A 26,686-nucleotide genomic window follows, 5' to 3' on the forward strand; every position below is an offset into this window, starting at 1 on the left:
ATTCGATGTGAACTTCAGCGCGCGGCGATCGCGCGTTCCTGGTATTCGCGCGGCGTGCAGCCCAGCTCGCGCCGGAACACCGCGTACATGTACTGGAGCGACGTAAACCCGCAGCGGATCGCGACCTCGGCGCTCGACGCCTGCCGGCTCGCGAGCAGCGCCTGCGCCGCTTCGAGTTTGTGGCGCAGGATTTCCTGGTGCACGGTGCGCTGCAGTTCGCGCCGGAAGTGCTCTTCGAGCAGCGAGCGCGACACGCCGACGTAGTCGGCGACCTGCTCGGTCTTGATGCCCTGGCACGCGTACTGGCGAATGAAGTGGCGTGCACGCATCACATGCGGGCTCGCGAGCGGCTCGTGGCGGGTCGAATCGAGCACGTTGATCCCGACGGGCGGCACGAGAATCCGCCGGTCGGGAAAACGCGCGCCGCCCAGCATCTGGTGCAGCAGGTGCGCGGCGGTACGACCCATTTCCTCGGTGCCCTGGATGACGGACGACAGCGGAATGCGCGTCAGCGTGCGCGTGAGCGGGTCGTTGTCGATGCCGATGATCGCGACCTGTTCCGGGACCGCGAGGCCCGCGATCAGGCACGCCTGCAGCAGGTGCCGCGCGCGTGCGTCGGTCACCGCGATCACGCCGACGGGCTTCGGCAGTGCGTGCAGCCAGCCGATCAGTTGCTCGATCGCGTGGTTCCAACCCGATGCGCTCGTCGACAGCCCGCGGTAGATCGGCGCGTCGACGCCGTCCGCGCGCGCGAGGCCGTCGAACGCGAGTTCGCGCTGCTGCGCCCAGCGGTTCTGCTGCGCGACGGGCAGGCTGTACATCGCGAAGTGCGGCAGCCCGGCGCCGATCAGGTGCGTGTACGCGAGCGACACGAGCTTCGCGTTGTCGGTCGCGATATACGGCACGCCGTCCGGGTACTGCGCCGGATCCTCGTACGACGAGCCGAGCGCGACGATCGGCAGCGGCGAGCCGGCGAGCGCGTCGGCGACGGCCGGATCGTCGAAGTCCGCGATGATGCCGTCGCCGTCGAAGCGCTCGATGCCGGCGAGCCGGCAGCGGAAATCGTCTTCGAGGAACAGATCCCATACCACGCGCGTCGAGCGCAGGTACTGGCCGATGCCGCTGATGATCTCGCGGTCGTAGACCTTGTTGGCGTTGAACAGCAGCGCGATGCGGTGCGGCGTCTGGGTGGAAGGGGCGCGGTTCATCTCGGTCTCGAAGCGCGCGCCTTCGGTGGCGTCGCGCCGTTGTCTCCGGGCGCGCGGGTCGAGCCGCGCGGCTGTCTGGTGTCCGGCGATTGTAGGACGGAACGCGTGCCGTGCGCAGCGCGCTGGCAAGAAACGTTAAGCGTGCTGCGCAATTTCGCAATTGCGGGCGACGGGGTGCGCGGGCACGATCCAGCCAGATCGAATTCGGTTCGCACGCCATCGCGATGCGCGCCGCACTGCAACAAGAAACCGGACGGAGACGCCATGTCGTATTTCGAACATATTCCCGCGATTCGCTACGAAGGTGCGCAGTCGGACAACCCGCTTGCCTACCGGTATTACGACCGCACGAAGCGGGTGCTCGGCAAGACGCTCGAGGAGCACCTGCGGATCGCGGTGTGCTACTGGCACACGTTCGTGTGGCCCGGCCACGACATCTTCGGCCAGGGCGCGTTCCGGCGGCCATGGCAGCAGCCGGGCGACCCGCTCGAGCGTGCGCGGCAGAAGGCGGATGCGGCATTCGAGTTCTTCACGAAGCTCGGCACGCCGTTCTATACGTTCCACGACACCGACGTGTCGCCGGAAGGCGACAGCCTGCACGAGTACGTCGAGAACTTCGCGCGGATGACCGACTACCTGGGCGAGCGCCAGCAGGCGACGGGCGTCCGGCTGCTGTGGGGCACCGCGAACCTGTTTTCGCATCCGCGCTTCGCGGCGGGCGCGGCGACCAACCCGAACCCCGACGTGTTTGCATGGGCCGCGACCCAGGTGCGCCATGCGCTCGACGCGACGCATCGGCTCGGCGGCGAGAACTACGTGCTGTGGGGCGGCCGCGAAGGGTACGAGACGCTGCTCAATACCGATCTCGTGCGCGAGCGCGAGCAGTTCGCCCGCTTCCTGTCGATGGTCGTCGAGCACAAGCACCGGATCGGTTTCAAGGGCGCGCTGCTGATCGAGCCCAAGCCGCAGGAGCCGACCAAGCACCAGTACGACTACGACGTCGCGACCGTGCACGGTTTCCTCACGCAATACGGATTGCAGAACGAAATCCGCGTGAATATCGAGGCGAACCACGCGACGCTCGCCGGCCATTCGTTCCATCACGAGATCGCGAACGCGTTCGCGCTCGGCGTGTTCGGCAGTGTGGATGCAAATCGCGGCGATGCGCAGAACGGTTGGGATACTGACCAGTTCCCGAACAGCGTCGAGGAATTGACGCTGGCGTTCTACGAGATCCTGCGCCACGGCGGCTTTACCACCGGCGGCATGAACTTCGACGCGAAGGTGCGACGCCAGAGCGTCGATCCGGAAGACCTGTTCTACGGCCATGTCGGCGCGATCGACGTGCTCGCGCTCGCGCTCGAACGTGCGGCCGTGCTGGTCGGGAACGACCGGCTCGACACGCTGCGCCGGCAGCGCTACGCACAGTGGGACAGCGCATTCGGCCGCGAGATCCTGTCGGGTTCCTACACGCTGGAGTCGCTCGCCGCCGACGCGCTCGCGCGCGGCGTGAACCCGCAGCATGCGAGCGGCGCGCAGGAACGGCTCGAGAACATCGTGAACCAGGCGATCTACGGGCTGCGCTGACGCCATGTACATCGGACTCGATCTTGGCACGTCGGGCGTGAAGGCCGTGCTGCTCGACCGCGACGGTGCGGTGCGGGCCAGCGCGAGCCGGCCGCTGACGGTGAGCCGGCCGCGGCCGCGCTGGTCGGAACAGGCGCCGCGCGACTGGTGGGACGCGGCGTGCGGCGCGCTGGCGGCGCTCGTCGCCGATGCGCGCGCGGCCGGCATCGATCCGCGTGACATCGACGCGCTCGGCCTGACCGGGCAGATGCACGGCGCGACGCTGCTCGATGCGCGCGGCGACGTGCTGCGCCCCGCGATCCTGTGGAACGACGGCCGCGCCGATGCCGAATGCGCGGAACTCGAGCGGCTGGCGCCCACGCTGCGCGCCGTCGCCGGCAACCTCGCGATGCCGGGCTTTACCGCGCCGAAGCTGCTGTGGGTGCGCCGTCACGAGCCGGACGTGTTCGCGCGAATCGCACACGTGCTGTTGCCGAAGGATTATCTGCGCTACCGGCTGACCGGCGTGTTCGCGACCGATCCGTCGGATGCCGCCGGCACGCTGTGGCTCGATGTCGCGAAGCGCGACTACGACGACACGCTGCTCGCCGCGTGCGGGCTGTCGCGTGCGCAGGTGCCCGCGGTGTTCGAGGGCAACCGCATCACCGGCACGCTGCAGCCGGCCGTCGCGCGCGCGCTGGGGCTGCGCGAGATCCCGGTCGTCGCGGGCGGCGGCGACAACGCGGCTGGCGCGGTGGGCGTCGGCATCGTGCGGCCCGGCGATGCGCTGCTGTCGCTCGGCACGTCGGGCGTTTATTTCGCGGTGTCGGACGGTTTTCGCGCGAATCCCGAATCGGCGGTCCACAGCTTCTGTCATGCGTTGCCGCGTACCTGGCACCTGATGTCGGTGATGCTGAATGCGGCGGGCTGCGTCGATTTCACCGCGCAACTGGCCGGCTACGACGGCGTTGGCGCGCTGCTCGCCGACGCCGAGACGAACGTGCGCGCGGACCGCCCGTGGTTCCTGCCTTATCTGAGCGGCGAGCGCACGCCGCACAACGACGTGAATGCGAAGGGCGTGTTCTACGGGCTGACGCCCGACACGCAGCGCGCGGATCTCGCGAACGCGGCGCTCGAGGGCGTCGGCTTCGCGCTGCTCGACGGGATCGACGCGCTGCATGCGGCCGGGCTCGCGCCCGACGGCATCACGGTCATCGGCGGCGGCTCGCGCAGCGCGTACTGGACACAGATGCTCGCCGACCTGAGCGGCCGCGCGCTGACGTTGCGCGCGGGCGGTGAAGTCGGCCCGGCGCTCGGCGCCGCGCGGCTCGCGCATCTTGCGCTCGAACCGGAAGCGCCGCTCGACGCGGTGTGCCCGCAGCCGCCGGTGGTGGCCGTGCGCGAGCCCGACATGGCACGCCACGCGTGGTATCGCGACGCGCGGCGGCCGACGTTTCGCGCACTGTATCGCGCGCTCGAACCGGTGTTTGCGGCAGGCACGGGGCATGCGGCATAACGCCGTGCCGTGCGGTGGGTAGACGATGGGCGGCGTGCTTCAGTGGCCGCCCGGTGTTCGTGGGGTTGTCCAATAAAGAGAGGAATGGAGACATGAAATCCGTAACGCGTCGTACCGTATTGAGTGCGCTGGCAGGCGCCGCTACGTTGGCGGCTCTCACGCTTGGCGCGCCGCTCGCGCATGCGAGCAAGGACAAGCCGGAAATCGGCTTCTGTATCGACGACTTGCGCGTCGAGCGCTGGTCGCGCGACCGCGACTATTTCGTGGCGGCCGCCACGCAGCTCGGCGCGAAAGTGTCCGTGCAGTCCGCGGACGCGAGCGAGGCGCGGCAGATCTCGCAGATCGAGAACCTGATCTCGCGCGGCGTGGACGTGATCGTGATCGTGCCGTTCAATTCGAAGACGCTCGGCAACGTCGTTGCCGAAGCGCGCAAGGCGGGCATCAAGGTGGTGTCGTACGACCGGCTGATCCTCGACGCCGACGTCGACGCGTATATCTCGTTCGACAACCAGAAGGTGGGCGAGCTCCAGGCGCAGGGCGTCTACGATGCGAAGCCGAAGGGCAACTATTTCCTGCTCGGCGGCGCGCCGACCGACAACAACGCGAAGATGCTGCGCGAAGGACAGCTGAAGGTGCTGAAGCCGGCGATCGATCGCGGCGACATCAAGGTCGTCGGCCAGCAGTGGGTGCCCGAATGGAGCGCGTCGACCGCGCTGCGGATCGTCGAGGATGCGCTGACCGCGAACAACAACAAGATCGATGCGATCGTCGCGTCGAACGACGGCACCGCGGGCGGCGCGATCCAGGCGCTCGCCGCGCAGCATCTGGCCGGCAAGGTGCCGGTGTCCGGGCAGGATGCGGACCTCGCGGCCGTCAAGCGCGTGATCGCCGGCACGCAGACGATGACCGTCTACAAGCCGCTCAAGCTGATCGCGAGCGAAGCGGCGAAGCTCGCGGTGGATCTCGCGAAGGGCACGAAACCCGCCTTCAACGCGCAATACGACAACGGCAAGAAGAAGGTCGACACGGTGCTGCTGCAGCCGACGCTGCTGACCAAGCGCAACGTCGACATCGTCGTGAAGGACGGCTTCTATACCCAGGCGCAGCTGGCGAGCCAGTAACGGCGCGGCGCGCGGACGGTCCACCGGTGCGTCCGCGCGCATACTGCGAGGCATGAGCGAATGACCGAACCCTTGCTGACGATGCGCGGCATCGTCAAGGATTTCGACGGCGTGAAGGCGCTCGACGGCATCGACCTGACGGTGCGGCCGGGCGAGTGCGTGGGGCTGTGCGGCGAGAACGGCGCGGGCAAATCGACGCTGATGAAGGTGCTGTCGGGTGTTTATCCGCACGGCACGTGGGACGGCGAGATCCTTTGGGAAGGCGCGCCGCTCGTCGCGTCCGGCGTGCGCGACACCGAGCGCGCGGGCATCGTGATCATCCACCAGGAACTGATGCTCGTGCCCGAACTGTCGGTGGCCGAGAACATCTTCCTCGGCAACGAGATCACGCTGCCGGGCGGGCGCATGCACTACGCGGCGATGGTCCAGCGTGCCGAGGAACTGCTGCACGAATTGCGGATCGACTCGATCAACGTCGCGCAGCCGGTGATGAACTATGGCGGCGGCCACCAGCAACTGATCGAGATCGCGAAGGCGCTGAACAAGCGCGCGAAGCTGCTGATCCTCGACGAGCCTTCGTCGTCGCTGAGCGCGTCTGAAACGCGCATCCTGCTCGACATCGTGCGCGACCTGAAGCGCCGCGGCGTCGCGTGCGTGTATATCTCGCACAAGCTCGACGAGGTCGAAGCGGTGTGCGACACGGTGACCGTGATCCGCGACGGCCGTCATGTCGCGACCGAACCGATGCGCGCGCTGACCACCGACCGGATCATCGCGATGATGGTCGGCCGCGAGATCCGCGACCTGTATCCGCGCGAGCCGCACGAGATCGGCGACGTCGTGCTGGAAGCGCGCCACGTGACCTGCCGCGACGTGACGAACACGCGCCGCAAGCGGGTCGACGACGTGTCGTTCAGCGTGCGGCGCGGCGAGATCCTCGGTGTCGCCGGGCTGGTCGGCGCGGGCCGCACCGAGCTGATGCAGGCGATCTTCGGCGCGTATCCGGGGGCGTGCACGGCGACCGTGCTGATGAACGGCCGGCCGCTCACGATCCGCTCGCCCGCCGACGCGATCCGCGCCGGCATCGCGATGGTGCCCGAGGATCGCAAGCGCCACGGCATCGTGCCGCAGCTCGGCGTCGGCCACAACATCACGCTGGCGGTGCTGCGGCGCTTCGCGGCGCGCGGGCGGATCGACGCGGCCGCCGAGCTGGACACGATTCGCACCGAGATGCAGCGGCTGTCGGTGCGCGCCGCGCACCCGTTCCTGCCGATCTCGAGCCTGTCCGGCGGCAACCAGCAGAAGGCCGTGCTCGCCAAGATGCTGCTGGCCGAGCCGCAGGTGCTGATTCTCGACGAGCCGACGCGCGGCGTCGACGTGGGCGCGAAGGCCGAGATCTACCGGCTCGTGTTCGCGCTCGCGAAGCGCGGCGTCGCGCTGATCGTCGTGTCGTCGGAAATGCCCGAGGTGCTCGGGCTCGCGGATCGCGTGCTGGTGATCGGCGAAGGCGAGCTGCGCGGCGATTTCGTCAACGACGGCCTCACGCAGGAACAGATCCTTGGCGCCGCGCTGAAGCCCGGCCGGCGGCCGACCGAACCCACCGCAATGAGTGCGACATGAATTCCGAACTTTCCTCTTCTACTGCGGCGGCGCCGGATACCGACGCGCGCCGTTCGACCGGCCGTCCGCTTCGTCAGATCTTCGTGCGCTACAAGATCCTCGCGCTGCTGTTCGCGGTCGTGGCGATCTGGGCGTTCTTCTCGGTGCTGACCGACGGCGCGTTCGTCACGCCGCGCAACGTGTCGAACCTGCTGCGGCAGATGTCGATCACCGGCATGCTCGCGTGCGGGATGGTGTTCGTGATCATCGCGGGCGAGATCGACCTGTCGGTCGGTTCGCTGCTCGGGCTGCTCGGCGGCGTCGCGGCGATCCTCGACGTGAACCGCCACTGGCCGGTCGCCGCGACGGTGCCGGCCGTGCTCTCGCTCGGCGTGCTGGTCGGGCTCTTCAACGGCTGGTGGTCGACCTACCGGCGCGTGCCGTCGTTCATCGTCGGCCTCGGCGGGATGCTCGCGTTTCGCGGGATCCTGCTCGGCGTGACGGGCGGCTCGACGATCGCGCCGGTGTCGGACGGCTTCGTGTTCCTCGGGCAGGGCTATCTGCCGCGCGTGGCGGGGGACGGCCTCGCGCTGTTGCTGTTCGCGCTCGTCGTGCTGCTGGTCGTGCGACAGCGCGGCACGCGGCGCCGCTACCGGCTCGCGGTCGCGCCGGTGTGGCAGGACGTCGTGAAGGTTGCGGGCGCGGGCGCGGTGCTGTTCGCGTTCGTCGCGACGCTCGACCGCTACGGCGGCATTCCGGTGCCGGTGCTGCTGCTGCTCGCGCTGCTCGGCATCTTCTCGTGGATCGCGACGCAGACCGTGTTCGGCCGGCGCATCTACGCGGTCGGCTCGAATCTCGAGGCGACGCGGCTGTCGGGCGTCGATACCGATCGCGTGAAGCTGGCGATCTTCGCGCTGATGGGGCTGATGTGCGCGTTCGCGGGCATCGTGAACACCGCGCGGCTCGCGGCCGGCTCGCCGTCCGCGGGCTCGATGGGCGAGCTCGACGCGATCGCCGCGTGCTTCATCGGCGGCACGTCGATGCGCGGCGGGTCGGGCACCGTCTACGGCGCGCTGATCGGCGCGCTCGTGATGGCGAGCCTCGACAACGGCATGTCGATGCTGGACGTCGACGCGTACTGGCAGATGATCGTCAAGGGCGCGGTGCTGGTGCTGGCGGTGTGGATCGACGTGGTGTCGCGGTCGAACCGGCGGTGACGCGGCGCCCGGCCGCTCGTCAACGAGAGGAAGTCATGAAACGGAACCCGGTTCCCATGCCCGGTATCTCCGCGCTGGCGGCCGCGCCGCTCGCGCAGCCGGACGTCGAACCCGGCCACGCGCCGGTGCTCGGCCTGGGCGATCCGCGCGACCGCCGCGTCATCGCGGATGCGCTGCGCTCGCTGCTGCGCGAGCGCTCCGAAGCGCTCGCGTTCGCGATGCGCATGGCGGACGAGCGCAACCAGCCGAGGCCCGACGCGAACGATTTCGCGCTGACCGACATCATTCGGCTGGCGCGTGTCGTCGAGCGCGCGGAGCGATGCGGCGACGCCACGCGCGAGGCCGCGGCTGTCGCGGCGCGCTGACGCGCGAGCGGTGCGGCGGAGCGCCGTTCGTGCGCCTTGTGGTTCGGTTGCTCGCGCCGGACCGCGGGCGTTGTTGTCCGATCAATCCCGCACATCCCGCACATCCCGTACATCCCGTACATCCCGTACATCCCGTACATCCCGTACATCCCGTACATCCCGTACATCCCGTACATCCCGTACATCCCGTACATCCCGTACATCCCGTACATCCCGTACATCCCGTACATCCCGTACATCCCGCGCATCCCGCGCATCCCGCGCATCCCGCGCATCCCGCGCACCCCGCGCACCCCGCGCACCCCGCGCATCCCACGCATCCCACGCACCCCACGCACCCCGCGCGAACTTTACCGTTACCTTTCTTCGGACCACAGCCCGCTGCCCGACCGGTTCGCGTGTCGGCGTGGATCGATGCGCTCGATCTACGGACTCCTTGTGGAATTTTCAGGAAAAGAGAACTTCGGCGAGCAACTGTCGGATAACGCATGCATTGCGCGCGGGCATCGAATGCAGCATGCGTTGTCGAACCGGCGCGTTCGCGTGGGGTCCGCATGTCGACCGACCGGTCGATTCCACACAGAAATATTTTTGTACTGGAAAGTTACTCAGTTATGCGGATAATTCGCCGGCAGTTTTCCGCCGCGCGGATCCGATTCGGGTGCAAGTCATCTGCATGTCACAGTCGCTTGCGAGCCTCCGTGATCCGCGGTGTCACCGCGCTTCACGGCCAGTGTCGCGGCGGACTCACACATTCCAACGTAAACGATTACGAGGTCGGGACACATGGATAAAGGAAGCAGCGCCGGCAAGGCGATCGAATCGATATTCGATACGGGCGTGGATGTCGACAGCCGTTCGAGGAGGCGGTTCGTGGCCGGGCTGGGGGCAGTCACGTTGTTGCCGGCATGCGGTGGGGGAGACGGCGGTGCCGCGGGCAAGGTCGGCGCGGCGATGCAGGGCAGCGCCGCCATGACCGTCGCGGCGGCACCGGCATCCGGCGCCGCCACTGCCACCGCCGCCGCAGTCGCCGCGACGCCGGGGCGCTTCAACCATCCCGGGCTGCTGCTCGCCGAAGCGGACTTCGCACGGATTCGCGACTGCATCAAGGCTGGGGAACAGCCGTGGTCGAGCTGGTGGACGACGCTGTGCGCAAGCTCGGCGACCGATCTCAACGGCAAGCCGAGCGCACGCAGCGCCGTCTATCGCTCCGACCGCAGCGTCTATGCGATGTACCGGGACATCCAGCGCGCGTATTGCTGCGCGCTGCGCTGGAAGATCTCGCAAGACGATCGTTATGCCGACCTCGCGGTGGCGACACTCGATGCGTGGTCGGCCGAGCTGAAGCGGGTATGGTCCCGACCGGATGGCTCCAGTGCGCCGGAAGACTGGACCGGCTGGCTGATTGCGGGCATTCAGGGGCACCAATGGGCAAACGTTGGCGAGCTCATGCGGACGTATTCCAAATGGGCGCCGGATGCCGTCGCCCGCTTCCAGAACATGCTGCTGACGGTCTTCGCGAGCCTCTCGTCAGGCTGGCTGACCGACACCAGCACCAAGGGTCAGCACTTCGGCTCGTTCGCGAACTGGGATCTCGCCGCACTGTGCGGCACCTTCGCGATCGGCGTGTTTTGCGACCGGGCCGATCTCTATCAGCAGGCGATCGACTACTACAAGGCGAACAATCTCGGCGACTTCCGTGCGGCCTACGGAAACGGCGCATCGGCGCACAGCGTGTACTTCATGCATCCGGGCTACCTCGGCCAATGGCAGGAGAGCGGGCGCGATCAGGGGCACGCGACGCTGGGCATGTCGCTGTGCGGGGCGCTGTGCGAGATGGCGTGGAAACAGGGCGAAGACCTGTATGGCTTCGACAACAACCGGTTCCTGGCCGGCGCGGAATACGTCGCGAAGTCCAACCTGCTCGATGCGGCCGGCAAGCCTTACGTAATGCCGTTTGCGCGTCAATGGAGTTCGCAGGGTGTTTTCACCGCGGCCAACAACCCAGTCTTATCAAAGCATGCGCGGCTGCTGGGAGCCGCTCTACAACCACTACGTCAATCGCATGGGTATCGATGCGCCCAACGTCACGAAGATCGTCGCGAAGACCGAGCAGAACTACTGGTCCAATAACGGCGACGACATGGTGTTCGGCACGCTCACGCATCGCCTGCCGTCCTATGCAGGGGCGATGAAGGCGCCGGGCGGCCTGTCCGCGGCCGGTATCGGCGGGCGCGTCGTCCTGTCGTGGTGGGGCAGCGTAGGCGCCGCGTCCTACCGGATCAAGCGCAGCACCGTCGCGGACGGTTCGTTCTCGGATCTCGGCGCCGTGGCGGCCGGCGACGTCCTGATCTTTACCGATACGCCGCCGGCCGGCGTCTGGTTCTACCGCATCGAAGCCATCGGTGCGGCCAGTCAGGGCACCGTGGCCTCCGGGTCGTTGCGGGTGGCGGTTCCGGGCGAGATGCAATTGTCGATGGGGCTGGACGACGGCAGCGGTGCCACTACCGTCGGCTGGCGTTTCGCAGGCGACGGCACGCGTCAGCGGGTTGACGTCACGCTCGCTCAAGGTGCGGCGTGGGGAGCGGGGCGGCGTTCGGGCAGTGCCGTCGCATTCGACGGTCAACAAGCGTATCTGCAGCTTCCGGCCGGGTTGTTCGGTCAACTGAGCGATTTCACCGCCGGAATGTGGGTATTCGCGAACTCGCTTCATTGGGACAGCTGCCTGTTCTTCATCGGGACCGACAACATCGCCTATATGCGGCTCGCCCCGCAAGCGGGCGGCGGGCATCTGCGTTTCGGGATCGCCGGCGCCAGCTACAACGAGGAGCAGTTCGTCGAGGCGGGCATGGCATTGCCCACGGGCCGCTGGACGCATGTGGCGGTCACGCTGCAGGGCAACACCGCGAAGCTGTACATCGACGGGCAGGCCGCTGGCAGCAGCGATCAGATCCTGCTGTCGCCGCGCCAGGTCGGCGACGGATTGAGCCTGCTTGGCCGCGACTCGGTGCATCCGTCGTTCAACGGCCGCATCCAGGATTTCCGCGTGTACTCGCGTGCGTTGAGCGACAGCGAGATCGTGGCCCTGGCCACGTAACGGCGGCACGAGCATGCGGGCCGCGGTGGCGGCCCGTATCGGCAGCGCAAGCACGCACGTCGCGTGGCGATCGGCATCGCTTCGGTGTCCTGTCGTTCTATCGCGCCCGTGTCGGGCTGGCGCCGCGTTTGTCGCGCAGCCAGTGCCGTTCGTTGGCCCCTGGCTTGCGTGCATCAACAACGAGAGAGGAGTGGTTTCATGGATCAGGAAAATGTGCCGGCATGCGAGCCGGCCGCGCATCAAGCGGCGGACAGCCGCATCGAAAGCAACGCCCGGCGACACTTTCTGCTGGGCCTCGGCGGTCTCGGCGCCGCAACGTTGCTTTCCGCATGCGGCGGAGCAGACGGCGGCGGCCCGCTGGCGGCCTCGATCAAGGCCGCTGCTGCCGGCGTCGGCGGCGCGGCTGCGCAGCCCGCTTATACGTGGGGTAACGTGCGGGTCGTCGCCGGCGGCTATGTATCGGGCCTCATCGCGCACCCGTGGGAACGCGGGCTTCTTTATGCGCGCACCGATATCGGCGGCGCGTATCGCTACGACGCGGCGAGCAGCACGTGGATCCCGCTGAACGACTGGACGCCGCCGTCGACCTCGCACTGGATGGGGATCGAGAGCATTGCCGTCGATCCGGGCAATCCGAACATGCTCTACATGGTCGTGGGCCTCTATACCAGCTGGTGGGCCCAGAACGGGGCCGTGCTCGTGTCGTCGGACCGCGGCGCGACCTTCACGTCGTATCCGCTGAGCTTGCGGGTTGGCGGCAACCAGGACGGGCGTCAGGTCGGCGAACGGCTGCAGGTTGATCCGAACCATGGGTCGACGCTGTTCTACGGGAGCTCCAACGCCAGTTCCCAACCCGGCGCCAACGGCCTGTGGAAGAGCGCCGACAGCGGCCGGACATGGGCGAGGGTGGGTGGCTTCAATGCGCTGTCGAGCGACGACACGGGCGCCGGCGTGGCGTTCCTCGCGTTCGATCCGCGCTCCGGCGGCAACGGCTCGCCGAGCCAGATCCTGTTCGCCGGCGTGTCGACCGCCACGGCGGCGTCGACCCTGTATCGCAGCGGCGACGGCGGCGTGACGTGGAGCCCGGTCACGGGCGGCCCGGCGAGCCCGATGATGCCGCAGCGCGGCCTGATCGGGCCCGACCGCAACCTGTATGTCACGTACGGCAACGTCGCGGGCCCCAACAGCATGACGGCCGGCCAGGTGTGGAAGTACAGCATCGACGCCGGCACGTGGCAGAACATCACGCCGCCCGGGGCGAGCAGCTACCCGTCGGGATTCAGCGGCCTGGCGGTCGATCCGTGGAACCCGGGCGTCGCGGTCGTCATGACGATGGATCACTGGTGGCCGAGCGACACGATGTATCGCACCGGCGACAGCGGGAAGACGTGGACGGATGTCGGTGCGAACGCGGTGCGGGATGCGAGCATGGCGCCGTGGATGACAGACGGCAATGCGCAGGCCGGGTTCGGCAACTGGGGGCAGGTCGTGATCGATCCGTCGAACGTCGATCATGCGTTCTATTCGACCGGCGCGACCATCTGGAGCACGACCAACCTGACCGACGCCGATCGCGGCCTGCCGACCCGCTGGACCATCGGCGCCAACGGCGTGGAGGAAACCGCCGTGCTCGCGCTGGCCTCGCCGACGGCGGGCGCCCCGCTCATCAGCGGCCTCGGCGACATCGGCGGGTTCGTGCATACCGATCTGACCCAGGCGCCGAAGCGCTCGGCGGGGAACATCAACGGCGGCAACGGCACGGGTGTCGATTTCGCGCGAAACGTTCCGGCGAAGATGGTCCTGGTCGGGACCGGCGTGGCGGCCGGCACGGCGTTCGGCGCGGTCTCGCAGGACGGCGGCACGACGTGGACGGGTTTCGCCAACCAGGCCGGCTCGACCAAGGGGGCCGGGACGGTGGCCTTGTCCGCGGACGGGCGCACGATCGTGTGGGCACCGTCCGACGTGGCGCCGGTCTACTCGACCAACAACGGCGCGAGCTGGAACACGTGCGTGGGGGCATGGACGAAAACGCCGCTGCCGGTCGGCGTCCAGGTGCTGTCGGACGGCCTCAACGCCAACCTGCTCTATGCGTGGGACAGCACGAACGGCGTGTTCTACGGCAGCGGCGATCAAGGCGCGACGTGGCAGGTTTCCGCCCAGGGCCTGCCCAAGAACGGCAAAGCGTCGACGGTGACCGGCATCCAGGGGCAGGTCTGGCTTGCAACGTCGTCCGGCCTCTATCGCAGCAGCAGCTCGGGCTGGAGCTGGGACGCCTTCCAGCCGGGCATCGTCACGTCGGCGATCTCGGTCGGTTTCGGCAAGGCGGCGCCGGGTGCGAACTATCCGGCCATCTATCTGGCGGGCACGGTCAACGGCGTGATCGCGCTGTTCCGTTCCGTCGACCAGGGTGCGACCTGGGTGCAGATCAACGATGCGCAGCACCAATGGGGCGGCTACGCGCTGGTGGTCGGTGACCCGCGGACGTTCGGCACCGTGTACGTGTCGCCCAACAGCGGTCGCGGCATCATCTACGGTACTTCGTCTACCTGATCGATCATCGCGCCATCGCGGCTGCAGCGGGCCTCGACACGATACGTGTCGAGGCCCGCTGCGATGTCCGCGGCGCGCGCGCTCGATCGCCCGCATCGGCCTCGCCAATCCGCTGCGAACGGCAGTCCGCACGCATGACCCGCACGCGTCGCCGACGCATTTCAAATCCAAGGGTTAACCCATCTTCGACATTATTTATGGCGACGTATAGTGCATCCGTAGATACAAATATCCACTATTACATAATGCTTTCGATTGCGGCGCGACGGTAGTCCGCGAGCCCCTGCATGCGAATCCGGCATGCGGGCGCCTTGTCGGCAATTCCGGTCAACCCGCGAACAAGGGCAATGCACGAACATGGACGCATATACGCCTTCGCTGCACCCGCAATTTCCTGCCACGGCCGAGGAAGAGGCCTACGCATACGTGCTCTACCGCATCCGGATGGGCACGTACAAGGCGGGCGATCGCCTGATTCCCGAGGACATCGCGGCCGAAATCAATACGAGCCGGATGCCGGTTCGCGAAGCGTTCCGCCGGCTCGCAAGCGAAGGGCTGGTCGTGATCCGGCCGAATCGCGGCGCGGTCGTGCGCGGGCTCGACGTGACCGAGATGGAGGTGGTGTTCGGCATGCGCGGCGTGCTCGAAGGGCTTGCCGCACGCATGGCGTTGCCGAAGATCACGCCGGAACACATCGACGAGCTGACGCGACTGATCGATGCGATGGAGCGCGCCGAACCGGACGGCCAGCTATGGGTGACCGCGCATCGCAGCTTTCACGAGTACCTGTGCCAGCTGTGCGGGCGCCAGCGCCTGATCACGCAGATCGCCGGGCTGCACGCGGTGGTGGAGCCGCACATGCGGCTCTGGCTGGAACTGGCGTACAAGCCGAGGACCTCCCGCGACGACCACATGGCGCTGATCAGCGCCATCCGGGCCGGCGATCCGGCGGCGCTCGAGGCGGCAGTGCGGGAGCACATCGAAGCAACCGTGCCGGCCTTGCGCGACTGGATGACGGCCGATAGCTGACAACGAGTGAAAGGCGTGACGACGTCACGCCGTTCAGATAAATAAGGTGTGCGTAGGATGTTTCATATGAGCATTGCGTAATACGAAAGCGTAGTCATTTTCAACGGGATCCGTACTGGGGTATCGACATGAAACGAGGTTTGACGAAGTTCCTGCTGCTCATCGCTGTTGCACTGGCGGCCGCGCAAGTTCACGCGAAGGCATGGAAGGACATCCGGATCGGCTATGAAGGCGCGTATCCGCCGTTTTCGTCGATGCAGCCGGACGGCACGCCGGTGGGTTTCGACATCGACATGATCCATGCGCTGTGCGCGCAGATGCACGCCAACTGCACGCTGGTGCAGATCGGCTGGGACGGCCTGATTCCCGCGTTGATGGCGGACAAGGTCGACGCGATCGTCGCGTCGGTGGCGATCACGGCCGAGCGCAAGCAGAAGGTGGCGTTCACCGACAAGTACTACAACACGCCGCGCCGGCTGGTCGTCGCGAAGAACAGCCCGATCAAGGATGCGACGCCGGCGGAGCTCAAGGGCAAGCGGCTCGGCGTTCAGCGCGGCACGCTGGCGGACAAGTACGCCAGCGCGTACTGGGTGCAGAACGGCGTGCAGCTGGTTCGTTATCCGACCCAGGACGAGGTGTATCTCGACCTGCGTTCGGGGCGCATCGATGCCGCGCTGCAGGACGCGACCGCCGCGTATTCCGCATTCCTGACGAAACCGGAAGGTGCCAATTTCAAGTTCGTCGGCGCCCCCATCGTCGGCGCGACGCCGGAAGAGAAAACGCTGCTCGGCGAAGGTTACGGCATTCCCGTGCGCAAGACCGACGACGATCTCCGGCAGCAACTGAACCAGGCGATCACGGCCATTCGCGCCAACGGCGTGTATCAGGCCATCGAGAAGAAGTACTTCGATTTCGACATCTATTGATCGGGTCGGCGCCGGCGCGCACGGGCGCTGCCGGCTTCTCCGATGCACGCAGTCCTCACCCGGAACGAAGGGAACGTTATGTCCGATTTGCAGCGATATCTGCCTGCGCTGTTACGCGGTGCCGAGATGACGATCCTGCTTGCGGTGCTGTCCGTCATGCTGGCCGTTTGCGTCGGCATGGCGGGCGCGATGGCCAAGCTGTCGAGTTCGCGCGTGCTGGCGTCGGTCGCGACGGCGTACACCACGCTGATTCGCGGCGTGCCGGAGTTCGTGATGATGCTGCTGGTGTTCTATGGCGGCCAGATCATGCTGAATCGGCTGTCGGCCGCATTCGGGCTTCATGCGCTCGACGTCGACGCGTTCGCGACCGCCGTCCTGACGATCGGCTTCATTTTCGGCGCGTACTACACGGAGACGTTCCGCGGCGCGATTCTCGGCGTGCCGCGCGGCCAGATGGAGGCGGCGCGCGCGTACGGCTTCTCCGGCTGGCTGGCCTTCCGCCGCATCCTGTTCCCGCAGATGGTGCGTCTCGCGTTGCCCGCGGCGGTCAACAACTGGCTGGTGCTGCTCAAGACCACGGCGATCGCGTCGTTGATCGGCCTGCACGACGTGATGTTCATCTCGGACCAGGCCGGCCGCACGACACAGTCGCCGATGACGTTCTACCTGGCGGCGTGCGCGGTCTATCTGCTGGTGACGTCGGGATCGACGGCCTGCCTCGCGCGGGCGCGCGTGCGCCTGAACCGCGGCATGCGCGAGGGGAGGCTGCACGGATGAGCTACGAACAACTGGCCCCGCTGCTCGGCGCATACGCCGGCGGCCTCTGGGTCACGCTCCAGTTGACGGTGGGTTCGCTGGCGCTCGGCTTGATGCTCGCGATTCCGCTGGCGGTGCTGCGCGTGTCGCCGAACCGCTTCGCGAGCGGCCCGGTGGCGGCCTACACGTGGTTCGTGCGCGGCACGCCGTTGCTCGCGCAACTGATGATCGTCTATTACGGATTCGGCCAGTTCCAGTGGGTGCAGGACGCGTGGCAGCGCGGCAATCCGGTGCTGTCGCTGCTGCGCGACCCGTTCGGCTGCGCGATGATCGCGCTGACGGCGAACACCTGCGCGTACACCGTCGAGATCCTGGCCGGCGCGATCAGGGCGACCGCGTACGGCGAAATCGAAGCCGCGCAGGCGTACGGCATGTCGCGCTCGACTGCGTGGCGCCGCATCCTGCTGCCGTCGGCGCTGCGCCGTTTCCTTCCCGCGTACAGCAACGAAGTCATCCTGATGCTGCACGGCACGTCGCTGGTCAGTGCGATCACGCTGATCGACCTGACGGGCGCCGCACGGGATTTCTACGCGAACTACTACGCGCCGTTCGAGGCGTTCATTTCCGTCGGGACCGTTTATTTCGCGCTGACCGGCATCGTCACGCTCGTGATCCGGGCGGCCGAACGACGCTTTCTCGTTCACCTGCGGCCGCTGCCGCTGTCCACGCTTGCCAAATCCCAGAGCAACGTCACATGAATGCACTGTCTGTCGAGAATCTCCATAAACACTACGGCGACAACGAAGTGTTGAAAGGCGTGTCGCTGGCCGCGAAGCAGGGCGACGTGATCAGCGTGATCGGGTCGTCCGGATCGGGCAAGAGCACGCTGCTTCGCTGCATCAATTTTCTCGAATCGCCTACGTCGGGCCGCGTATCGCTCGGCGGCGGCGAGGTGAGGACGTCCGTCGACCGCAACGGCCGGATCCGGATCTCCGATCCCGCGCAATTGCGCAGGATGCGAACCCGGCTCGCGATGGTGTTCCAGCATTTCAATCTGTGGGCGCACATGACGGTGCTGCAGAACGTCATGGAGGCACCGCTGCACGTACTGAAGGTCTGCCGGTCCGAGGCTCGCGATCGGGCGGAACGCTATCTCGAGCAGGTCGGCATGACGCGCTTTGCGCACGCGTATCCGGCGCACCTGTCCGGCGGGCAGCAGCAGCGTGTCGCGATCGCACGCGCGCTCGCGATGGAGCCCGACGCATTGCTGTTCGACGAACCGACATCGGCGCTCGATCCGGAGCTGGTCGGCGATGTGCTCAAGGTGATGCGCGATCTCGCGAGCGAAGGACGCACGATGATCGTCGTCACGCATGAAATGGGCTTCGCGCGCGAAGTGTCGAACCACGTGATGTTCCTGCACCAGGGCGTCGTGGAAGAGGAAGGCCATCCGCACGACATATTGAAGACGCCGAGAAGCGGCCGGCTGCAGAAGTTCCTGTCCGGCGGGCTGAAATAGCGCTTCCCGGCGGCTGTTTCGCGCCGATTCCGGCATAAGACGGCACAACCATGGAAGAGACGAAACCAGGAAGGCTCTCATGCAAAATCTGAAGCAGAACGACATCGACCACGTCCTTCACCCGTACACGAACCTGAGCCGGCATCGCGATGTCGGGCCGATGGTGATCGAGCGCGGCGAAGGCGTCTATGTGTACGACACGGAAGGGAACCGCTACATCGAGGCGCTGAGCGGATTGTTCTGCGCGTCGCTGGGTTTCAGCGAACAGCGGCTCGCCGATGCGGCGGACCGGCAGATGCGCAAGCTGCCGTTCTATCACGCGTTCGGCCACAAATCGTCGGAGCCGTCGATCCTGCTGGCCGAGAAACTGATCGCGATGGCGCCCGTGCCGATGTCGAAGGTGTTCTTCGCGAACTCGGGCTCCGAAGCCAACGACACGGCAGTGAAGCTGATCTGGTATTACAACAACGCACTCGGCCGGCCGCACAAGAAAAAAATCATTGCGCGCACCCGCGCTTACCACGGCGTGACGATCGCATCCGCGAGCCTGACCGGCTTGCCGAACAATCACCGCGACTTCGACCTGCCGATCGATCGCATCCTGCATACGGACTGCCCGCACTACTACCGTCATGCGCAGCCCGGCGAATCGGAGGAACAGTTCGCGACGCGCTGCGCCGAATCGCTGGAGCAGCTGATCCTCGCCGAAGGGCCGGACACGATCGCCGCGTTTTTCGCCGAGCCGATCATGGCGTCGGGTGGCGTGATCGTTCCGCCGGCCACCTATATGGAAAAGATCCAGCGTGTGCTGAAGCGCTACGACATCCTGCTGGTGGCCGACGAGGTCATTTGCGGGTTCGGCCGCACCGGCAACATGTTCGGCTCCGAAACGTTCGGCATGCAACCCGACATGATCGTCGTGGCCAAGCAGCTCTCGGCCGGTTACCTGCCGATCTCCGCGCTGATGGTCAACGACGCGATCTACCGCGGGCTCGTGTCCGAAAGCGAGAAGATCGGCACCTTCGGCCATGGCTTCACGTACAGCGGCCATCCGGTTTGCGCGGCCGTTGCGCTCGAGACGCTGCGCATCTACGACGAAGACGGCATTCTCGAACACGTGCGCAGCGTGATACCGCATTTCCTGCAGCGCGTGGCCGATCTCGGCACGCATCCGCTCGTGGGCGAGGCGCGCGGCGCCGGGCTGCTCGCGGCGGTCGAGCTGGTCGCGGACAAGGCGACGAAGACGCCGTTCCCGCCGGCCGACGGCGTGGCCGCGCATGCCGGCGAGCGGGCGTTGACGCATGGCGTGATCACGCGCGCACTCGGCGATACGTTCAATTTCTGTCCGCCGCTGATCATTACGCACGACGAAATCGATCAGTTGTTCGATTCATCGAGAAAGGCGCTCGACGATACGCTCGAATGGCGCCGTTCGCTGGCTACGCGCTGAACCGGGAGGAAACGATGAGAAATTTCGAACAACCGGGCCGCTCGCTCGTGATGTCGACCGAAGGGATGGCCGCGACGTCGCATCCCGCGTCGACGCTGGCTGCCGTCCGAATCCTCGAAGCGGGCGGCAATGCGATGGACGCCGCCATTGCCGCCTGCGCGGTGCAATGCGTGGTCGAACCCGGCTCGACCGGCATCGGCGGCGACTGCTTCGCGCTCTACTCGCGCGGCGGCACCGACGATATCGTCGGCTTCAACGGGTCGGGCTGGGCGCCGGCCGCCGCGAGCGCCGAGCGGCTTCGCGCGCTCGGCGTCACGTCGATCGACCGGCATTCGCCCCATGCGGTGACGGTGCCCGGCGCGGTCGACGCGTGGGCGACGCTGGCGCGCGATCATGGGTCCCTGCCTTTCGCCGAGCTGCTCGCGCCCGCAATCAGGATGGCCCGCAACGGCTATGCGGTCGCGCCGCGCGCGGCGGCTGACTGGGCACATCAGGCGCAGTTGCTGTCGCTGGACGACACGGCCCGCGAGCAGATGCTGGTGGCCGGCAAGGCGCCGAGCGCGGGAAGCGTGCATCGGCAGCCGTTGCTCGCCCGCACGCTCGAGGCGATCGCGCAATCGGGCCCGCGCGTCTTCTACGAAGGGGGCGTCGCCGAAGATATCGTCGCCCGCCTGCGCGGCATGGGCGGCCTGCATACGATGGCCGATTTCGCGGAGTTCCATGGCGAGTACGTGACACCGATCACCGCGCGCTTTCGCGGCTACGACGTGCACGAATGCCCGCCGAACGGGCAGGGCGTCATTGCGCTGCTGATGCTGAAACTCCTCGAAGCCGTCGACACGCCCGACGATCCGCTCGGCGCCGACCGTCTGCATCGGGAAATCGATGCGGCGCGCATCGCGTATGCGCTTCGCGACGTGCTGCTTGCGGATCCGCGCTATCGCCCGATGGATGTCGATGCACTGTTGTCGGATACGTCCGTCGATTCGCTGCGTACGCGCATCGCGGCGCTGCATGCCATCGGCGTGCCGGTCGCGTCGCCCGTGGAGCACAAGGATACGGTCTATATCTGCGTGGTCGACAAGGACCGCAACTGCGCGAGCTTCATCAATTCGCTGTTTCATCCGTTCGGCAGCGGCATCATGTCCGCGCAGACGGGCGTGATGCTGCACAACCGCGGCCAGAGTTTCACGCTCGAATCCGGCCACCCGAATGCGATCGCGCCGCGCGCAAGACCGATGCACACGATCATTCCGGGCATGGTGACGCGCGACGGCAAGGTGCAGATCACGTTCGGCGTGATGGGTGGCCATTATCAGGCGATGGGGCATGCGCATTTCCTGTCGAAGGTGCTCGACTACGGTCTCGACATGCAGGCGGCGATCGACCTGCCGCGCCTGTTTCCGCGGCCGGGCACCGATCTGGTGGAGGTCGAAGGCACGATGCCGGCGGCGGTATGCAAGGCGCTCACGCAACGCGGCTTCAATCTCGTTGCGCCGAACTGGGCGATCGGCGGCGCGCAGGCGATCCGGATCGACTGGGAGGCCGGCACGCTGATCGGCGCGTCCGACCATCGCAAGGACGGCTGCGCACTGGGTATCTGACACGGCGTTCACGCGACATCGAACCGGAACAGGGGACACGCATCATGCAGAAGCAGCCAGCCGTGCGCGGAGACGGCGCGATCCGCCGCGAATCGCCGTACGGATCGTCGAAGGAAAACACCTACGCGGGTGTCGTGTCGTTCATGCGGCGGCTGTATACGAAGGATCTGTCCGGCGTCGATCTCGCCGTGACCGGGGTGCCGCTCGATATCGCGACGACCAACCGCCCGGGCGCGCGGCTCGGCCCGCGCGCGATCCGCGCCGCGAGCAGCCAGCTCGGCGTCCTGTTGCCGTACCCGTGGGGGATCAACCCGTTCGACGACTACGCGGTGGTCGACTACGGCGATTGCTGGCTCGACGTCCACAATCCCTCGACCGTCAAGGAGACGATCGTCACGCATGCGCGCACGATACTGGATGCCGGCGCACGGATGCTGACGCTCGGGGGAGATCACTACATCAGCTATCCGCTGCTCGCCGCCCACGCGGAGAAGTATGGCAAGCCGCTTTCGCTGATTCATTTCGATGCGCACTGCGATACATGGCCGGACGATCGGCCGGACAGTCTCAACCACGGGTCGATGTTCTACAAGGCCATCAGGGAAGGGCTGATCGATCCCGCGCATTCGGTTCAGGTCGGCATCCGCACGTGGAATGACGATTTCATGGGCGTTCAGGTACTCGACGCGCCGTGGGTGCATGAGCACGGCGTCCGCGCGACGATCGACAGGATCGTCGAGATCGTCGGCACGCGGCCGACCTATTTCACGTTCGATGTCGACGGGCTCGACCCGGCGTTCGCGCCGGGCACCGGCACGCCCGTGCCGGGCGGCCTGTCGACCGCCCAGGCGCTGTCGATCATCCGCGGGCTCACGTCGATCGACATGGTCGGCGCGGACGTGGTCGAGGTGGCGCCCGCTTACGACCATGCGGACATTACCGCGCTCGCGGCCGCGCATGTGGCGAGCGACCTGATCTGCCTGTTCAGGCAGCGCGCGCACGCATCGAGGTAGACACGCAGGAACTCGCGATCGTCGGCATCCGCCACCGGTTCTGAGCACGTGCCGCGCGCATCGACGCGGCGCGGCGTTTCCTACGGCAGCGGCACGCCCCACGCCGCTGTCACGTCGCCGCCGAGCCGCCATTCGCTGAACGGGCGGCGCGGCGCGACGATCGCCGGCAGGCGGCGATCGCCGAAGCGCGCGTAGTACGGCTCGACCCAGCTCAGTTCGTCGCGGAACGTCCACGGGAACAGGTCCTGCTTGACCGGCGTGATCTTCGTGAAGCTCGCGGGATTGTCCACGGCGTCGATCACGAGATTCGCGAGGCGGCCGATCGCGCCGCCGTTTTCGCGGTAGAGGTCGATATTGCGCCGTTGCACGAGTTCCGCCGCGAACACGAGCGGCAGCAGCGCAAAGGTGTGATAGTGGAGCGCGCGGTTGCCGCGCTTGACTTCACGCGCGAGCGAGCCGTCCGGGCCGATGTCGCGAATCCCTTCGCGGACCCGCAGCAAACCCGAATCGATCAGGCTCGCATTGTCGGTGACGGTGCCGATGGCGATCAGGTCGAGCCCCGCCCAGTACACGAGATTGTTGTGCAGGTGGTTGATCGCTTCCGCATCGCGGGTGGCGATCGCGATGCGTTCGAGCCACGGATCGATCGCGTTGAATTGTGCGCGGTTCGTTTCGCGCAAGCCGCGCGGCATGCGCAGGATCACCATCGCGAAATCGGTGCCGGCCCACGAACGCTCGTAATAGCCTTGATAACCGGAGATAGGGCCCATCAGCGCATCCGATTGCGCCCAGCTGTCGAGCAGGGTCAATGCGCAGGACCAGTCGCCATGGTCCGCCGCCGTGTTGAGCTTCGACACGAAATCGCGCATCGGCTTCACGGCGCGCGCATAGCCGGCGGCATCGTCGTAGTAGCCGGGTGGATCGATCGTCCGCACGGGGGCGGGCACCTCGCATGCGTGCGACGGTGGCGCGGCACCGAACAGCGCGGCCACGGCGAACAACGTTGCGAATAGCGGACGGATCGGCAGATGGCGCATGCGTGCGGCCCTCGGTGGTTGTGGTTGTCTTGCGACGCGTAAGCCGATCGTGCGGCGGCGGGCCACTGCGATCGGCACGACTGCATCGGGTGGCAGTCTATCGTCGCGGTCTTTCATCCGCCTTTCTCGATTGCAACGGGTATGGGCCGGCGCCGCACTGTTCGCGATGTTCGGCGCCGGCCGCGCGATCCCGTCGCCGAACGCCGCGTGCGGCGCATGCATGCATTCGAATGCCTTCCGATACGCTGTCGCCGTCGATATCCCGCCGAATCCGATGAAGCACCGGTTATTTGTTTCCGGCCGTACGGCTTGCGCCCGGCGCCTGACGCGCGACGCACGTCAGGAAACCGAATCGACCTAGAACGAGTAGGCGAGCGACGCGAACAGGCTGCGCGGCGCGCCCGGCGTGACCCACAGGCTGTTGTACGAGCTGACGTAGGTCGTGCGATTGAACAGGTTGTTCAGCACGACCGACGCGCGCAGGTGCTTGTTGACCTGTACGTAGCCGTTGAGCTGCACGGTCGCATAGGCGGGCAGCTCGAAACCGTCCTGCGTGTTCGCGGTATTGCCGGCGCGGCGCCCGACATAGATCACGCCCGTGCCGATGCCGGCCTTGTCCGCGAACGGCAGCGCGGTTTCGTACATGAGCAGCGCGCTGCCGCTCAGCTTCGGAATGTCGACGAGGCGTGCGCCGGGCGTCAGCACGGCATCGCGCGTGACCTCGGCATCGACGTACGCGAGGTTGACGATGCCGCGCAAGCCGTGGCCCAGGTCGCCGTTCCATTCGAATTCGACGCCGCGGCTGCGCACCTCGCCGGCCGCGCGCGAGAAGCCGGCATTCGCGGGATCGGCGGTCAGCACGTTGCGCTTGTTGACGTAGAACGCCGCGACGGTCGCGAGCCAGCGCGCGCCGGCCCATTTCGCGCCGGCCTCGTAGCCGTGCCCCTTCTCCGGGTCGAACGCGCGGCCGCCGGCATCGGCGCCGTTGTTCGGCCGGAACGAGTACGCGGTGTTCGCATACAGCGACAGCGCGGGGCTCATTTCGTACACGACGCCGAGGCGCGGACTCAACGCGGTCTGCAGCTGGGTGCTCGTCACGCCCTTCAGGCGGTTCTCGACCGACTGGTGGAAGCGATCCCAGCGCAGCCCGGCGAGGATTTTCCAGTGCGGCCCGAACGCCAGCGTGTCCTGCGCGTAGACGCCTTGCCCGTCGTCGCGCTCGAGCAGGTTGGTCGCGGTGCGCAGCGCGGGCGCCGGCTGGCCGTAGACGGGATCGAAGATGTCGATCGCATACGGTGCGGCGGCGGTCGGCGTCGAGCGCGCGACGAACTGGTCATAGTTGAAGCGATACGCGTCGACGCCCATCACGAGCGTGTGGCCGATGCCGCCGGTGCGGAACTTGCCGGTCGTTTCGAGGCGGCCTTGCAGGTCGTTCGAGTGAAACGCGACTTGCCGGTAGCGGCGCCACAGCGTGCGCCCGTCCGGCTGCAGCGCGAACGCTTCGGACGAGCGTCCGGACAGGTCGGTGTCGCGCTGAGCGAAGCCGGCGTTGATCGACCAGTTCGCATCGACGCGATGCTCGAGCGTGAACTGGTGGCCCGTGTTGCGCACGTCGTAGTCGCCGTCGCGCGGCTCGCCGAGGAAGCGCGATGCGGGAATCGCGCCGAGCTGCCCGCCCACCGCCACCACGCCGCGATCGAGCGGTGCGCGCTGGCGCACGCTTTCGAACTCGTAGTGGAGCGTCGTGTCCGCGCCGATGTCCCACGTGAACGACGGCGCGAACAGGTAGCGTTTGCTCGACACCGTATCGCGGAAGCTGCCGTTGTTCTCGTTCATCGCGACGAAGCGATAGGCCAGCGATTTCGTGACGGGCCCGGTCGAATCGAGCGTCTGGCGCAACGCGCCGTAGCTGCCGGCCGACACGCCGACGGTGTTCGAGCGCGCGAACTGCGGCTGCTTGGTCGTGTAGCTGATGAGCCCGCCCGGATCGCCGCGGCCGTACAGCGCGGACGCGGGCCCCTTGAGCACTTCCATGCGCTCGAGGGTGGCGGTGTCGCGCGGGACGCTGATCCCGCGGTTCCACGAGAAGCCGTTGACGAGGTAGTCGGTGCCGGACGTGTTGCCGTCGCCGGCGAAGCCGCGCACCGCGTAGTTGTCCCACAGGCCGCCGAAGTTGTTCTGCCGCGCGACGCCCGCGACCCAGTCGTACAGGTCTTCGCCGCGCGTCGCGGCGACGGTCTGGACCAGCTTCGCGTCGACGCTGCTGACCGCGAACGGAATCTCCATCACGTCCGTCTCGGTGCGTGTCCCGCTCGTCGATTCGGGCGCGCGAAACGGCGCGGTGGTGCGCTGCCCCGAGACTTCGATGGCGGGCAGCGACAACTCCTGCGCATCGGCGGCGCTCAGGCCGGCCGTGCCGACGACGATGGCCATCGGTGCGGCCGCCCAGTTCTTCCTGCTCATACCCCGTCCTTTGATGTGATCTGCATTCGGGCAGGGCGGATGGCCTCGCGCCGACGTCTGTGTTCCAAACAGTACATTCGCGCCGAAATTTAATGCAAATGAGAGGCATTTGCAATCGTAAGTTGACGTGGCGGCTGCGTGGGAAGCGAAGTGGCTGGGAACGGGGCGGCGGTCGCAGGCGCTTGTGCGGCCATTGGTGCTTGTAAATGCCGAATTGCGGGAATTTAGTTAGATCTGGGCGAGACGTGAGGTGCTGGGGCGGCGGCGTTTTGTGCCGGAAATGTGCGGCGAAAATCGGGTAAATGCGGATCGAATCGGCCGAATGGCGGCATTTTGGGATGTTTGACAAATATCTCCCGGAAGCTGCCGTGCAGCCCGACCAGTCGTGTCGACGATCATATCCAGGAAAAAACGTCGGGTGACGTGTCGGCAAGACGCCGTTGCCCGGGGGCGCGTCACCTGTAAACGTTGCGTCGCGGATAGCGACGGGTAAGCGCAAGGAAAATGATAAAAGCCCGAAATGCGTGACAGGCCGGAGAATGGAATGTGATGTTTCGCGGAATGACTTACTGAAATCCCTTTATAAGGAATTTGATTTAATGTCGGACCGGGGGTTTGCACACGGTGCCGCGCGCCGCGTTGCGCGAAGG

At 66.8% G+C, this 26,686-nt stretch carries 21 protein-coding genes; 18 read left to right on the top strand and 3 right to left on the bottom strand.

The window, feature by feature from the left end; all coding sequences use genetic code 11:
* Positions 1-14: 14 nt before the first annotated feature.
* Positions 15-1,208 (bottom strand): XylR family transcriptional regulator, encoded by a 1,194-nt coding sequence (locus R9B84_RS16885; RefSeq protein ID WP_065504051.1) that lies wholly within the window; start codon positions 1,206-1,208, stop codon positions 15-17.
* A gap of 264 nt (positions 1,209-1,472) precedes the next feature.
* Here R9B84_RS16885 and xylA point away from each other — a divergent pair, with 264 nt between their 5' ends.
* From xylA to speB, 17 genes are all read left to right on the top strand, one after another.
* The gene (gene xylA / locus R9B84_RS16890; RefSeq protein WP_423760531.1) at positions 1,473-2,795 is read left to right on the top strand and encodes a xylose isomerase; all 1,323 of its coding nucleotides are present in this window, start codon (positions 1,473-1,475) and stop codon (positions 2,793-2,795) included.
* Between the two features lie 4 nt (positions 2,796-2,799).
* Complete coding sequence (xylB, locus tag R9B84_RS16895) at positions 2,800-4,290, top strand: xylulokinase (RefSeq protein ID WP_423760532.1); 1,491 nt, start codon at positions 2,800-2,802, stop codon at positions 4,288-4,290.
* A 92-nt stretch (positions 4,291-4,382) separates the two neighbouring features.
* Positions 4,383-5,411, top strand: a complete 1,029-nt coding sequence (xylF, locus tag R9B84_RS16900; protein WP_034182434.1) for a D-xylose ABC transporter substrate-binding protein — start codon at positions 4,383-4,385, stop codon at positions 5,409-5,411.
* A gap of 60 nt (positions 5,412-5,471) precedes the next feature.
* Positions 5,472-7,031 carry a D-xylose ABC transporter ATP-binding protein gene (xylG, locus tag R9B84_RS16905; protein WP_423760533.1) on the top strand — a complete coding sequence of 520 codons (1,560 nt, stop codon included), beginning with the start codon at positions 5,472-5,474 and terminating at the stop codon, positions 7,029-7,031.
* Positions 7,028-8,227: a sugar ABC transporter permease gene (locus tag R9B84_RS16910; RefSeq protein ID WP_423760534.1), complete on the top strand. Its 1,200-nt coding sequence runs from the start codon at positions 7,028-7,030 to the stop codon at positions 8,225-8,227. The genes xylG and R9B84_RS16910 overlap by 4 nt, the downstream gene beginning before the upstream one ends.
* Positions 8,228-8,262: 35 nt before the next feature.
* A complete protein-coding gene (locus tag R9B84_RS16915) occupies positions 8,263-8,592 on the top strand; it encodes a hypothetical protein (RefSeq protein ID WP_423760535.1) in 330 nt (109 codons plus the stop codon).
* A gap of 786 nt (positions 8,593-9,378) precedes the next feature.
* The gene (locus R9B84_RS16920) at positions 9,379-10,725 is read left to right on the top strand and encodes an alginate lyase family protein (RefSeq protein WP_423760536.1); all 1,347 of its coding nucleotides are present in this window, start codon (positions 9,379-9,381) and stop codon (positions 10,723-10,725) included.
* Positions 10,726-10,735: 10 nt separating this feature from the next.
* Complete coding sequence (locus tag R9B84_RS16925) at positions 10,736-11,689, top strand: LamG-like jellyroll fold domain-containing protein (protein WP_423760537.1); 954 nt, start codon at positions 10,736-10,738, stop codon at positions 11,687-11,689.
* A 198-nt stretch (positions 11,690-11,887) separates the two neighbouring features.
* Complete coding sequence (locus tag R9B84_RS16930) at positions 11,888-14,239, top strand: hypothetical protein (RefSeq protein WP_423760538.1); 2,352 nt, start codon at positions 11,888-11,890, stop codon at positions 14,237-14,239.
* A gap of 357 nt (positions 14,240-14,596) precedes the next feature.
* Complete coding sequence (locus tag R9B84_RS16935; protein WP_423760539.1) at positions 14,597-15,268, top strand: GntR family transcriptional regulator; 672 nt, start codon at positions 14,597-14,599, stop codon at positions 15,266-15,268.
* A gap of 128 nt (positions 15,269-15,396) precedes the next feature.
* Positions 15,397-16,194 carry an ABC transporter substrate-binding protein gene (locus R9B84_RS16940; RefSeq protein ID WP_258285267.1) on the top strand — a complete coding sequence of 266 codons (798 nt, stop codon included), beginning with the start codon at positions 15,397-15,399 and terminating at the stop codon, positions 16,192-16,194.
* A gap of 78 nt (positions 16,195-16,272) precedes the next feature.
* The gene (locus tag R9B84_RS16945) at positions 16,273-16,971 is read left to right on the top strand and encodes an ABC transporter permease (RefSeq protein WP_423760540.1); all 699 of its coding nucleotides are present in this window, start codon (positions 16,273-16,275) and stop codon (positions 16,969-16,971) included.
* Complete coding sequence (locus R9B84_RS16950; RefSeq protein WP_423760541.1) at positions 16,968-17,708, top strand: ABC transporter permease; 741 nt, start codon at positions 16,968-16,970, stop codon at positions 17,706-17,708. Before R9B84_RS16945 ends, R9B84_RS16950 begins: the two co-directional genes overlap by 4 nt.
* Complete coding sequence (locus R9B84_RS16955; RefSeq protein WP_423760542.1) at positions 17,705-18,469, top strand: ABC transporter ATP-binding protein; 765 nt, start codon at positions 17,705-17,707, stop codon at positions 18,467-18,469. The genes R9B84_RS16950 and R9B84_RS16955 overlap by 4 nt, the downstream gene beginning before the upstream one ends.
* Before the next feature lie 79 nt (positions 18,470-18,548).
* Positions 18,549-19,919, top strand: a complete 1,371-nt coding sequence (locus R9B84_RS16960; RefSeq protein WP_423760543.1) for an aspartate aminotransferase family protein — start codon at positions 18,549-18,551, stop codon at positions 19,917-19,919.
* Positions 19,920-19,933: 14 nt separating this feature from the next.
* Positions 19,934-21,523: a gamma-glutamyltransferase family protein gene (locus R9B84_RS16965; protein WP_423761029.1), complete on the top strand. Its 1,590-nt coding sequence runs from the start codon at positions 19,934-19,936 to the stop codon at positions 21,521-21,523.
* A 44-nt stretch (positions 21,524-21,567) separates the two neighbouring features.
* A complete protein-coding gene (gene speB / locus R9B84_RS16970) occupies positions 21,568-22,536 on the top strand; it encodes an agmatinase (RefSeq protein ID WP_423760544.1) in 969 nt (322 codons plus the stop codon).
* Positions 22,537-22,616: 80 nt separating this feature from the next.
* On the opposite strand, the gene R9B84_RS16975 is transcribed toward speB, so the two are convergent.
* Positions 22,617-23,573 carry a mannuronate-specific alginate lyase gene (locus R9B84_RS16975; RefSeq protein WP_423760545.1) on the bottom strand — a complete coding sequence of 319 codons (957 nt, stop codon included), beginning with the start codon at positions 23,571-23,573 and terminating at the stop codon, positions 22,617-22,619.
* Here R9B84_RS16975 and R9B84_RS16980 point away from each other — a divergent pair.
* Complete coding sequence (locus tag R9B84_RS16980; protein ID WP_423760546.1) at positions 23,572-23,934, top strand: hypothetical protein; 363 nt, start codon at positions 23,572-23,574, stop codon at positions 23,932-23,934. The genes R9B84_RS16975 and R9B84_RS16980 overlap by 2 nt on opposite strands.
* Here R9B84_RS16980 and R9B84_RS16985 read toward each other — a convergent pair.
* Positions 23,931-26,036 carry a TonB-dependent siderophore receptor gene (locus R9B84_RS16985; RefSeq protein WP_423760547.1) on the bottom strand — a complete coding sequence of 702 codons (2,106 nt, stop codon included), beginning with the start codon at positions 26,034-26,036 and terminating at the stop codon, positions 23,931-23,933. The two genes, R9B84_RS16980 and R9B84_RS16985, sit on opposite strands and share 4 nt — an antisense overlap.
* Positions 26,037-26,686: the final 650 nt, after the last annotated feature.

It is taken from the genome of Burkholderia sp. NLJ2, from assembly GCF_049487195.1.
In the GTDB taxonomy this organism is placed as follows: domain Bacteria; phylum Pseudomonadota; class Gammaproteobacteria; order Burkholderiales; family Burkholderiaceae; genus Burkholderia; species Burkholderia pyrrocinia.